This window comes from Vibrio superstes (assembly GCF_003569005.1).
In the GTDB taxonomy this organism is placed as follows: Bacteria; Pseudomonadota; Gammaproteobacteria; order Enterobacterales; family Vibrionaceae; genus Vibrio; species Vibrio superstes.
Genome location: NZ_BCUR01000004.1, coordinates 2,564,280 through 2,576,928, shown reverse-complemented (window position 1 = coordinate 2,576,928; position 12,649 = coordinate 2,564,280). Strand labels below are relative to the sequence as shown.

At 45.9% G+C, this 12,649-nt stretch carries 9 protein-coding genes; 6 read left to right on the top strand and 3 right to left on the bottom strand.

Annotation, left to right across the window (positions count from 1 at the left end; genetic code table 11):
* Window positions 1-64: 64 nt before the first annotated feature.
* Both D5I41_RS19655 and acnB read left to right on the top strand, forming a co-directional pair.
* Window positions 65-2,365 (top strand): patatin-like phospholipase family protein, encoded by a 2,301-nt coding sequence (locus D5I41_RS19655; protein WP_186811123.1) that lies wholly within the window; start codon window positions 65-67, stop codon window positions 2,363-2,365.
* A gap of 240 nt (window positions 2,366-2,605) precedes the next feature.
* Entirely contained in the window at window positions 2,606-5,194 is a 2,589-nt protein-coding gene (gene acnB / locus D5I41_RS19650; protein WP_119011262.1) for a bifunctional aconitate hydratase 2/2-methylisocitrate dehydratase, read from the top strand.
* A 75-nt stretch (window positions 5,195-5,269) separates the two neighbouring features.
* Here the strand turns inward: acnB and D5I41_RS19645 are convergent, their stop codons facing one another.
* The 3 genes from D5I41_RS19645 to D5I41_RS19635 form a co-directional block, all read right to left on the bottom strand.
* Window positions 5,270-6,409 carry a glycerate kinase gene (locus D5I41_RS19645; protein WP_119011261.1) on the bottom strand — a complete coding sequence of 380 codons (1,140 nt, stop codon included), beginning with the start codon at window positions 6,407-6,409 and terminating at the stop codon, window positions 5,270-5,272.
* A gap of 16 nt (window positions 6,410-6,425) precedes the next feature.
* Window positions 6,426-7,691, bottom strand: a complete 1,266-nt coding sequence (locus tag D5I41_RS19640) for a GntP family permease (RefSeq protein WP_065210190.1) — start codon at window positions 7,689-7,691, stop codon at window positions 6,426-6,428.
* A gap of 131 nt (window positions 7,692-7,822) precedes the next feature.
* A complete protein-coding gene (locus D5I41_RS19635; protein ID WP_119011260.1) occupies window positions 7,823-8,974 on the bottom strand; it encodes a sugar diacid recognition domain-containing protein in 1,152 nt (383 codons plus the stop codon).
* A 147-nt stretch (window positions 8,975-9,121) separates the two neighbouring features.
* Between D5I41_RS19635 and D5I41_RS19630 the strand changes: the two genes are divergently transcribed.
* The 4 genes from D5I41_RS19630 to D5I41_RS19615 all read left to right on the top strand — a co-directional run bounded on the left by D5I41_RS19630 (window position 9,122) and on the right by D5I41_RS19615 (window position 12,591).
* On the top strand, window positions 9,122-9,490 hold the full coding sequence (locus D5I41_RS19630) for a YacL family protein (RefSeq protein ID WP_119011259.1): 369 nt from the start codon (window positions 9,122-9,124) through the stop codon (window positions 9,488-9,490).
* Between the two features lie 206 nt (window positions 9,491-9,696).
* The gene (gene glnK, locus D5I41_RS19625) at window positions 9,697-10,035 is read left to right on the top strand and encodes a P-II family nitrogen regulator (RefSeq protein ID WP_017028386.1); all 339 of its coding nucleotides are present in this window, start codon (window positions 9,697-9,699) and stop codon (window positions 10,033-10,035) included.
* A gap of 24 nt (window positions 10,036-10,059) precedes the next feature.
* Window positions 10,060-11,292: an ammonium transporter gene (locus D5I41_RS19620; RefSeq protein ID WP_119011258.1), complete on the top strand. Its 1,233-nt coding sequence runs from the start codon at window positions 10,060-10,062 to the stop codon at window positions 11,290-11,292.
* A gap of 285 nt (window positions 11,293-11,577) precedes the next feature.
* The gene (locus D5I41_RS19615; RefSeq protein ID WP_119011257.1) at window positions 11,578-12,591 is read left to right on the top strand and encodes a Fe(3+) ABC transporter substrate-binding protein; all 1,014 of its coding nucleotides are present in this window, start codon (window positions 11,578-11,580) and stop codon (window positions 12,589-12,591) included.
* The last annotated feature ends 58 nt before the right edge of the window (window positions 12,592-12,649 follow it).

Genomic DNA, 12,649 nt, shown 5'->3' with positions numbered 1-12,649 from the left:
ACAAAGTGTGTTAGATTTAAGGGTATTCTAGTAAACGGATTTATAGGAATATCAATTGCTTCGGATGGCTTTTTTGATTGGAGCCTTGTCGCTCCAATCTACCCTCGCTCACGCTCAATCAGTAAATGATGCTGAGTCCTCTATCGGCAACCCTACAACGAGACCCACTATTGCGGTGGTGTTGGCTGGTGGAGGGGCTAAAGGGGCAGCGCATATCGGCGTCTTGAAAGCCCTCGAAGAGATGCGTATTCCCGTCGATATTATCACTGGCACCAGTATGGGTTCCTACGTGGGTGGTCTGTACGCGACAGGTCAAAGTGCAGAACAAATCAAAGGCTATCTGACAACGGTAGACTGGAACTCGGGATACCGTGATCAAGTCAATCGCTCCGATCGTCGCTTACGTGATAAAGAGTACGAGGATCGCTACCAACTGAATACCGACCTCGGCGTTGGTTTAGGCACGATTAAAACTCCGAAAGGCGTAGTTCAAGGCCAGGGTATGCTGCGTATTCTTCGTGAAACCTCTCGTAATCCGCCCGCAATGGGAAGCTTTGACAATATGGCGATCCGCTATCGCGCGGTTGCTACAGATATTGTTGAACTTGAAGAGGTGGTATTGGATAAAGGGTATCTAGTTGATGCCATGATGGCATCGATGTCAGTACCCGGTGCTTTGCCACCCTATGAGGTCAACGGACGTTTGTTGGTTGATGGTGGCGTGGTCAACAATATGCCGGTTGATCTTGCCAAGGAGATGGGCGCTGATTACGTCATAGCCGTGGACATCTCAAGTAACTATAAAAACAAAGATGAATTGCGAAGCTTCTTGGATGTGGGCGGGCAACTCTCCAATTACTTGGTTCAAAGAGGCACGGTTGAAAAGGCTAAGTTACTCACCCCCGATGATACTTACCTTAAGCCCGAAGTGGGAGAGATAGGGACCACTGATTTTAGCGCAATGCCAGAGGCTTATGAGCTAGGGTACGAAGCTGCCATGGCCAATCGAGATAGATTGCAGCGTTATTCCTTGTCTGAGGAGGACTACGCAACCTATATCAAAGATAAAGAGCTCAAAGCCGAATTCATGGTGTTTGGTGATGAGATTCCGATTGATGTTATTGAGGTACAGAACCAAAGTCATTACAACCCAGAGATTCTTAGCCACCGTCTAGATTTGGCTGTTGAGAACGAGCCTACTCCTCAAGAAATTGAAGAGGGGATAACCCGCCTGTATGCCTTAGACCGCTTTGAAAAGATCACCTATCGTATTGATCAGCGTGAGCATGAAAATGCAGTGGTGGTGAGTGTTGATGAAAAAGATTGGGGTCCAAATTATCTTAATTTCCGTTTCTTTTTAGAAGACGATTTTACAACAGACAGTCAATATGGCCTGGGTGCGTCAATCAATTTTACTGACATGAGCCGGCAAGGTGCGGAACTCAGAGGTAACTTTGAGCTAGGTACAGATAAATTGATAGGTATTGACCTCTACGCCCCATTTTTTGCCAATCAGTTGCTATTTAATACCTTTAGTCTTATCTACTCTGACGACAAACGTAATGTGACTGTAGCTGGAGCTCTTGATGAAGAAATCGATGACCTAAGCAAGGTTGAGGACTACATTCCCGTCTCTTATAAGCAGTTCGTTGCCGATCTTGGCATTGGATTACAACCGGCACTGTGGAGTGAGGTGAAAGTTGGCCTGCGCTATACCAACGGCGAAGCTGAATTGTCTACACTGCCTTCTAAGGGCGACGTTAAGTTTGATAGAAAGGGGGTATATGTCAGGTATCTGCATGATACGTTGGACAGCTTTTCTTTTCCTACTCAGGGTACCTATGTCTACCTAGAGTACGTAAGTTCCTTTGATACCGTTGAGGACTTAGGCACCAAGGTAGAGGACGATGAAAGGGTGGATGAGTACAAGGTAAACCTTATGGGGGCCGCGACCTTCTTTGAAAAACATACACTCGTAGCCAACGCTGAGCTTGGTCTGTTTGATTCTGAAACGACAGCAACCCCTATTGATCCCTATACACTTGGTGGCTTCCACAATTTATCAGGTATTCCCAGAAATAGCCTAATTGGCCAGAATAAAGCGTTCACCAGTTTGATCTACCGTTATCGTTGGTTTGAGAATGATTTTGGTATGTTCCAATCTCCTGTCTTCCTCGGCGCTTCAGTTGAATATGGCGGTGTTTGGTCTGGTCAGGATAACAGCATCAGCGATGCGCCATTATTTGTGGCTGGTTCTGTGTTCGCGGGAATCGATTCTCCCGTAGGCCCAGTAACCTTAGGCTATGGTCATACAGAAGATGGTATGGGAGCGGTGTATTTGATCATAGGCACTTCATTTAAATAAATCTGTTTGAGTGGCTTTTAGACACAATTTGTAAAAGATTTCATCCTAAGTTGCTATGTTGGTCAAAATGGCGAGATTTTAATTTAAGGTTAATTTTGATATTCTCGGTACACCATTTTGGCCCTTGTTCACTGCGATGCATAAGTGTTGCAGAAATATTACGACAATAGGACAAGGTGTCTGATCAAAGGATGTCTGTAGCTTTTTTAGCTCACAGACCACAACCAGAGGAATGATGTTGTGCTTGAAGCTTATCGCAAACACGTAGCTGAGCGTGCTGAACAGGGAGTGGTTCCAAAGCCCCTAGACGCAGAACAGGTGGCTGCACTTGTTGAATTACTTAAGAACCCACCTCAAGGTGAAGAAACCTTCATCTTAGACCTTCTAGAAAACCGTATTCCACCGGGCGTAGATGAAGCTGCTTATGTTAAAGCTGGTTTTCTAACTGCAATCACCAAGGGTGAGGTTGAATCACCGCTAGTGAGCAAGCAAAAGGCTGCTGAACTACTGGGCACAATGCAGGGTGGTTACAACATCGAACCGCTTGTTAGCTTGCTAGATGACTCAGAACTGGCTCCAATTGCGACAAAAGCACTTTCTCATACTCTGCTTATGTTCGATGCCTTCTATGATGTAGAAGAAAAAGCCAAAGCGGGTAATGAACTTGCTAAGCAAGTTGTCCAGTCTTGGGCGGATGCGGAATGGTTTACATCGAAAGATAAAGTAGCAGAAAAAATCACGGTTAAAGTCTTTAAAGTAACCGGCGAAACTAACACTGATGACCTATCACCAGCCCCTGATGCTTGGTCTCGCCCTGATATTCCAGTGCATGCAAAAGCAATGCTTAAGATGGAGCGTGAGGGCATCCATCCTGATGAGCAAGGTAATATAGGACCTATTAGCCAAATAGAAGAACTGCAAAAAGATGGCATTCCATTAGCTTACGTTGGTGATGTTGTGGGAACAGGCTCTTCTCGTAAGTCAGCGACAAACTCTGTGCTGTGGTTTATGGGTGACGATATTCCGAACGTGCCAAACAAGCGTACCGGCGGTATCTGTTTAGGTGGAAAGATTGCCCCAATTTTCTATAACACTATGGAAGACTCAGGTGCATTGCCAATTGAACTGGACGTGCAAAGCATGAATATGGGAGATGTGATTGATATCTTCCCATATGAAGGCGTAGTGCGTAAGAACGGCGAAGTAATCTCTACGTTTGAACTAGGTAAAGTACTGCTTGATGAAGTTCGTGCCGGCGGGCGTATCCCTCTGATTGTGGGTCGTGGATTGACTAGCCGTGCTCGTACATCTCTAGGCTTAGAAGAAACAGATTTGTTTGCTAAACCTATTGACCCATCTGTATCGAATAAAGGCTACACGCTAGCTCAGAAAATGGTTGGTAAAGCCTGTGGCGTAGAAGGTGTACGTGCAGGACAATACTGCGAACCTAAAATGACGACAGTGGGCTCTCAAGATACAACGGGTCCTATGACGCGTGATGAGCTAAAAGACTTAGCGTGTTTGGGCTTCTCAGCTGACCTTGTGATGCAGTCTTTCTGTCACACATCAGCGTATCCAAAACCTGTTGATGTAAATACTCACCATACGCTACCTGATTTCATCATGAACCGTGGCGGTGTATCGCTTCGCCCTGGTGATGGTGTTATTCACTCATGGCTAAACCGTATGTTGCTTCCTGATACTGTCGGTACGGGCGGTGATTCACATACTCGTTTCCCTCTAGGTATCTCTTTCCCTGCAGGGTCTGGTCTTGTGGCCTTTGCTGCGGCAACGGGCGTTATGCCACTGGATATGCCTGAATCTATCTTGGTGCGCTTTAAAGGCGAAATGAAGCCGGGTATTACGCTACGTGATCTAGTTCATGCCATCCCGTATTACGGCATCAAGCAAGGTCTACTAACGGTTGAGAAAGCGGGCAAGATCAATGAATTCTCTGGTCGCGTTCTTGAGATTGAGGGTGTTGAACACCTAAGCGTAGAGCAAGCATTTGAGTTGTCTGATGCATCTGCGGAGCGAAGCGCTGCAGGTTGTACGGTTAAGCTCTCTCAAGAGTCTATCGAAGAGTACTTAAACTCTAACATCGTTATGCTTAAGTGGATGATCGCTGAAGGCTACGGTGACCGCCGTACTATTGAGCGCCGTATTACTGCTATGCAAGAGTGGGTAGACAATCCAGAGCTTATGGAAGCGGATAAAGACGCTGAGTATAAGCATGTGATTGAGATTGATCTGGCTGAGATCGATGAACCAATCTTGTGCGCACCAAATGATCCTGACGATGCACGTCCATTATCTGAAGTACAAGGTACTGATATTGATGAGGTATTCATTGGTTCATGTATGACCAATATTGGGCACTTCCGCGCTGCAGGTAAGCTATTGGAGAAATTCAACGGCCAGCTAGATACTCGTCTTTGGGTTGCACCTCCGACTAAGATGGACCGTGACCAACTGACAGAAGAAGGCTACTACGGCATCTTTGGACGTGCAGGGGTTCGCATCGAAACTCCGGGCTGTTCACTGTGTATGGGTAACCAAGCTCGAGTGGCAGACAAAGCGACAGTGATGTCAACGTCGACTCGTAACTTCCCGAACCGTTTAGGTACTGGCGCGAACGTTTACTTGGCTTCAGCTGAACTGGCGGCAGTCGGTGCTATCTTAGGTCGCATTCCGACTAAAGAAGAATACCTAGAGTACTCATCGCAGATTGATGCAACAGCAGCGGATACCTATCGCTACCTGAACTTCCATCGTATGGGCCAATACACAGACAAAGCAGATACGGTGATTTTCCAAGAGCCAGCATAATATCTGACGTACTGTAAATACGAATAAGGCCGCTTGATAGCGGCCTTTTTTGTATCGAGGTAGCTTAACGCCGTGTTATATCGCGCGTTTCATCATATATAGCGCTGCAACATTGCGAGCGGTGAGCTCAATATTCTCAGCCGCTTCAGCCAATGCGGTTGGCAGGTCTACCGCGTGATTCACAACCGAGAACACTGCGTCGATACCATGTCCATGAACCACACTACAGTCTGCAGCGAGACAGCCGGCAATGCCGATGACCGGCAGGTTATGTTTTTTGGCGGTGCGAGCAACACCAATCGGCGTTTTGCCGTGAATGGTTTGGCTATCAATACGACCTTCACCCGTAATCACAAGGTCTGCATCCGCAACCACGTTATCGAGATTAACCGCATCCATGACAATGTTGATGCCTGGGCGAAGTTCAGCATCTAGAAGACCCACTAGTGCCGCGCCAAGTCCACCAGCAGCCCCCGCGCCAGGAAGATTAATCACGTCAGCCCCGAGTTGCTCTTTCATGATGCTTGCGTAGTGGGCAAGGTTGGCGTCTAACTGTTCAACCATTTCTGGTGTTGCGCCTTTTTGCGGACCAAATACATGTGATGCACCTTTAGGGCCACATAATGGGTTGTCTACGTCACAAGCAATCTCAAGGCGAACGTCTTGTAGGCGTTGATCTAGGTCGTTGAGATCTATGCTTGCCAGTTTTGACAACTCACCACCACCAAAACCAAGCTCGTTACCTTCAGCATCTAGCATCCGAATGCCAAGGGCTTGAGCCATTCCTAGGCCACCATCATTGGTCGCGCTGCCGCCGATACCAATAATAATATGCTCAACACCTTTGTCTAATACCGCCTTGATTAGCTCACCTGTACCGTAGGTGGTCGTTTTTAAGGGATTGCGCTTCTCTGGAGCAACCAAGTCAAGACCAGAGGCCGCAGCCATTTCGATGATCGCAGTCTTGCCATCACCTAGCATGCCGTAGAAGCCTTCAACGGTCTCACCTAGCGGACCAATTACAGGATGCTTGGTGATAGAGCCACTTGTTGCATCAACCAGTGATTGAACTGTACCTTCACCACCATCTGCCATCGGCAGTTTAATGTATTCAGCGTCTGGTATTACTTGCTTGAAGCCGTTTTCAATCGCTTGAGCTACGCCCATTGCAGATAGGCTTTCTTTGTATGAATCAGGAGCAATTACAATTTTCATTTTGAAACCCTTAAACTTAAACAAACAGACCAAATACGCCGAAGATCATCACAGAAACAAACGCAATCATTAGACCTACTGCAGACTCGTAAGGAATAAGCTTTAGACGCTCACGAATGCCCATATGTACAGCACCGCCAGTAGCATGGAAGAAGCTGCCGTGTGGCATGTGGTCAAGAACGGTAGCACCAGAGTGGATCATTGCAGCACCAGCAAGAGCGGGAACACCGAGCTCTAAAATAGTGTGGCTAAATACACTCGCCGCAACCGCTGTACCAGCTGTGGTTGAAGCGGTAGCAAGAGACATCATCGCACCAGAGATTGGTGCAAGTAGATATGAAGGCAAACCAGACGCCGTCAAGATATCGATAAGCCCACCTTTTAATGCTGAGTTAGCCACGATGCCCGCTAGAGTACCTGTACCTAGAAGCATTACTGCTACTGGAGCCATGCGGTTTAGTCCCGCAACCGCAAATTGGTTAGAGTCTTTGAAGCGACCCATAACCACTGCACCAAGAAGGCCACCAAGAGGTAGAGCAATAAGAGGGTCAACATTAATGCCAGCAATAGGACGAAGTGCCAGTAGAGCAATAGCGACAAGAGGCGCAACAATCGCAGCGCCAAATGACGGTAGCTTGCTATGATCAACGGCTACGATCTCAGAAGCTGAAACTTTGCTGCCCTTGTTGACTAGGCGCTTGGCAATAAAGTACGCCAATAGCATGCCACATAGACCTGGAATAACGCCGGCTGCCATTACAGAGGTCAGTGGAACGTTGAACGCATCAGAGGCTGCAATTGCATTGGGGTTTGGCGACATAACGTTACCCGCTTTACCGCCACCGACCATTGCTAGCAAGATTGCTGTCTTGGAGATGTTCGCACGGTGAGCAATCGCTAGGGCAATTGGCGATACGGTAATAACCGCCACATCAACGAATACGCCAACAGCAGTCAAAATCATGGTGGCTACCGCTAGCGCCAGTAGAGCTCGCGTCTCACCTACTTTTTTAACTATGGTTTCGGCGATAGAGGTGGCAGCGCCAGACTCGATGAGTACACCCGCCAACACACCGGCAGCTAATATACGTAGAACCGCAGTCACTATGCCTTGAGCACCACCGATCATTAGACCTACGGTATCTGTCAGTGATACACCACCTACAATACCGCCGATTAAGGCACCAATAATCATGCCGTAGGCGGGTGGAACTTTCTTTAGGATCAGCGCGATAGCGACTATAAGTGCTGCCAGTGCGCCGAGGGTTGAAACTTCAATCATGTGATATTTCCCAAGTAACAATTTGTAATTTTTCGGCAAATATAGAGAGGGAGGTGTGACAAGTCTTTAGCGCTTGCCACAAATAAACGATGGTTTCTGGTGTTATTATTTGTGCAGTTGCACAATTACTGTTATTTCCAATGGAACAGATTGATGGCAATATACAGTTGAAATAGATCATCTATGTTATTGATATTTAATGAAGTTATTTGATTGATCTTCTCTATTCGATAACGCAGAGTATTACGATGAATGTGTAGCTCATTACAGGTGAGAGCTGAATCACAATTCTGTTTCAAATATGTCTTAAGGGTTTTAATCAGTAGCCCTTTACCGTCGCGCTTTTGCAACTGCAGATAAGACTGCTCCAGCTGTTCGCGAATCCAAGGGTCTTCTAAGAGGCTGCTCATGATGGCAGGAAGCCGATGGTCTTGATAAAAGAATACCTCACCAAAGCGATTGCCTACGCTGTGCATGGTCAGTTCGGCTGTATCGTATGAGCGCGCGAGTCCGGCGAGTCCCGGAAAGTAATCTCCTAGAGCAATCTTGATTTGAAACTTAGCTTCTTTCTTTATTCTTTTTAGAAGCAGGTTCACACGCTTGGTTTCAGCCTCTTTAGACCAACCACTTCCTGATAGTGTAATGGGCTTTAATACCACCACTTCATTTTGTGAAACGGATAAGATGCCTACTAGGTTGTCCCGCTCAGGGTATTCCAATAGGTGCACCAATTGCTGTAGGTTCTCTAATGAAGGGGCTTTGTTGCCTATAGGCAATACCTTTACGACGGCGGCAATTCGAGGTTGTTCAAGGTCGAGATCCAAACGCTGGGCAATAGCCTGCAGTTGCATGTCATTTAGGGTACTGCCACGGATCAATTGAAGTACTAATTCTTCTCGATGCCTCTTGTTCCATTCGACCTGTGACATGAGTGCGGCTTGTTCGACAATAAGCTCCGCGGTCATTTTTACCAGTTCACCAAAATGATGCACTTGCTGCAGTGTCCCTGAAATACCGATTGCTCCAATAACGAGGTCTTGAAAGAAGATCGGCAGGTTAATGCCTGGTTTGACACCTTTTAGATGCTCTGCAGTCGCTTCATCGATGTTTACAACGCGAGACTCGGTGATGGCCAGCACGGCTCCCTCATGCTTTTGGTGCAAACGAGTGGCATCGCTGGAACCAATAATACGTCCATTAGCATCCATGACATTGATGGAGTAGGGAATGATCTTCATTGTTCGTTCAACAATTTGTCTGGCGATCATTTCATTCAGTTGCATAACAGGCTCTCATCTTTATAGGCATTTGTTTCTGGTATTGGCGGCAGGATAGTAACGGCAAACGTGTCAATATGCTCGTTTCTAAAAAGATAATGGTATACTGCCGAGCTTGTAGCGCTTGGTTATTATTGCAATATAGGTTGAGTTATGGAGTTTGAATTTAGACGCGTATTTGGAAAGTACTCCGTTCAATGCAGCATGGGGCATGAGATCATTGGCCGTTGGCTGAATGAAGAGATTGGTAATGATATGGAAAAGATCAACCAAGTTCTTAGTTTGATGGAGCAGGCGAACAATAATCTAGCAGACGTCTTTAACCTTCCCGGTACGGAGATCAGTATTAGTATTGAAGCGGGTGAAGTGACCGTACAAGAAAACGTGTTACTGCAGCAATATGAACAAGAGTTTGAGCCTGATATGGACTTTTATGACAGCGAGAGTTCTGGGGTATGTGGTCTGGAGGATTTCTCTACCCTTATCCATCAATGGCAGCGCTTCCTAATAACGGGCCGATAGGCCCTTTCCCCACAATTGCACAAACTTGTGACATTTCTTAACATTTTGTGCACTTTTGGTGAGCGTTGTGCACTAATATAGTGCAATTAAATTCCCTTCTTTACTCCTCTCTCCTTTAAATCCTTAAAATTCATGGATTTAAAAACTTGGCACGCCCTTTGTATATATAAAAGTGTTGATGAAATTACTTATGCAGAGGGAAAGCGATGAAACTTATTAATGCAATTATCAAACCCTTCAAATTGGACGATGTCCGTGAAGCTCTATCGGATGTGGGAATTGAAGGTATGACTGTTTCTGAGGTTAAGGGATTTGGCCGTCAGAAAGGTCACACTGAGTTGTACCGTGGTGCAGAATATCAAGTGGATTTCTTGCCAAAGGTTAAGCTAGAAATCGCAACACAGGCTGAGAATGTTGACCGTGTTGTTGAAGCAGTGAGTAAAGCAGCACACACAGGCAAGATTGGTGATGGCAAGATTTTTGTCTACGACCTATCTCAGGCTGTACGTATTCGTACAGGCGAAATGGATACAGAAGCCCTTTAAGAATAACGGACAAGAGAATTTATTATGGAACTTACAGCTACAGTAACGGAACTTCGTTACGCACTAGACACTTTTTTCTTTCTTATTTCAGGTGCGTTAGTTATGTGGATGGCAGCAGGCTTTGCCATGCTGGAAGCAGGCTTAGTGCGCTCGAAGAACACCACTGAAATCTTAACTAAAAACATCGTGTTGTACGCAATCGCTTGTACTATGTTCTTGCTGGTGGGTTACAACATCATGTACGTAGACAATAGCGGTGGCGGTTACCTACCATCATTTGGCAGCCTAATAGGAACACAAGGCGAAGGCGCAGATCACTCTCTAGAGTCTGATTTCTTCTTCCAAGTAGTGTTCGTAGCAACTGCAATGTCAGTAGTTTCTGGTGCTGTAGCTGAACGTATGAAGCTTTGGGCTTTCCTTGCATTCACAGTGGTTCTTACTGGCTTTATCTACCCAATGGAAGGCTACTGGACTTGGGGCGGCGGTTTCCTATCAGAAGCGGGCTTTAGCGACTTTGCCGGCTCAGGTATCGTACACATGGCTGGTGCAGCAGCAGCTCTATCTGGTGTAATACTACTAGGTGCTCGTTCAGGTAAATACGGTAAAAACGGTTCAGTTCACCCTATCCCAGGTTCAAACATGCCTCTAGCGACACTAGGTACGTTTATCCTATGGTTTGGTTGGTTCGGCTTCAACGGCGGTTCTCAGCTAATGGTATCGGACTTCGAAAATGCAACAGCAGTAGGCCAAATCTTCTTAAACACTAACGCAGCAGCAGCAGCGGGTGCAATCGCAGCGCTTCTAGTGTGTAAGACTACTTGGGGTAAGGCTGACCTTACTATGATTCTTAACGGTGCGTTAGCAGGTCTTGTTGCAATTACTGCCGACCCTCTATCTCCATCACCACTTGCAGCAGTGAGTGTTGGTGCAGTAGCAGGTGCAATCGTTGTATTCAGTATCGTAGGCTTCGATAAAATCAAGATTGATGATCCAGTGGGTGCTATCTCTGTTCACGGTGTATGTGGTTTCTTCGGCTTGATGGTAGTGCCACTAAGCAATGCAGATGCAACATTTGGTGCTCAGCTTCTAGGTGCTGCTGTAATCTTCGGTTGGGTATTCGGTGCAAGCATGGTTGTGTGGGCTGTACTGAAAGCAACTATGGGTATCCGAGTTACTAAAGAAGAAGAGATGGAAGGCATGGACGTTCACGATTGTGGTATCGGTGCTTACCCAGAGTTCATGACAGTGAAACAATAATTCGATAAATCAATTATTTAACAAAAGGCCTACTTTCGAGTAGGCCTTTTTTTGTGTATGAAATACGTGAGTTCGAGTAATTTAGTGGAACTTATCTACTATGTTGGGTGTTTTCAGGAGCACTCTCCATCTTTAAAGACTTGTTTTTGCCTGACTGAATCACAGAAATTGATAACAAAGTTAAATAAATCGCAATTTAGTTGTTTTTTATCATTGTTTGAAACGAGTTCTTGAATATAATAAACGCATTGATAACTATTCTCACTTTCAATTAAGGGAACTAGAATGAAAAAATTACTTGTGTTGACTGCTGCTATTAGCGGTGTATTCGCGCCAATCGCATCAGCTTCAGAAGAAGTGAACGTGTACTCTTACCGCCAGCCATTTTTGGTTGAACCAATGTTTGATGAATTTACTAAACAAACGGGTATCACGGTAAACGTTAAGTTCTCTAATACAGGTATCGCTGAGAAACTAGTTCAAGAGGGTGAGTACAGTCCAGCTGACGTAGTATTGACTACAGACATCAGTCGCTTGGTTGAGCTAAGCAATAAAGACGTTGTGCAGAGTGTTGATAGCAAGGTGATTGATGAAAATGTCCCTGCTCAGTACCGTGATACTGAAGGCGAGTGGTTTGCACTGACTCTACGTGCGCGTAACGTATACTCTTCGCGTGATCGCGTTGGCAAGCTTGGTTCTGATTTTGATTACACTGACCTAGCTAACCCAGAATACAAAGGCAAGATCTGTACTCGCAGCGGTAAGCACCCATACAATGTTTCTTTAGTGGCTTCTATGGTGGCGCACTACGGTGAAGCGGAAGCAAAAACTTGGCTTGAAGGCGTTAAAGCGAACCTAGCTCGTAAGCCTCAAGGCAATGACCGTGCACAGGTTAAAGCGATTAAAGAGGGCTTGTGTGACCTAGCACTAGGTAATAGCTACTACCTAGGCAAGATGGTTAACGATCCAAAGCAAGTTGCGTGGGCTGAATCAGTTTACATTAACTTCCCAGGTCAAGAATCTAACGGTACACATGTAAATGTGAGTGGTATGGCAATGGCTAAGCACTCTCCAAACCGTGACAATGCTCAGAAGCTGATGGAATTCTTAACAGGCGACAAAGCTCAGCAAATGTACGCAGAAGTGAACTACGAGTATCCAGTGAAAGAAGGCGTGAAGCGTTCTGAGTTAGTCGCTTCATGGGGTGACTTCAAAGCAGATACACTAGCACTTGAGAAAATTGCTGAAAATCATGCGATTGCTGTGAAGCTATTGGATGAAACTAAGTTTGACCTGTAATACACTGCATGGGTTAAACACCTATAAAATTTAAGGTTTAGAATTAAGGCGTCTTTAG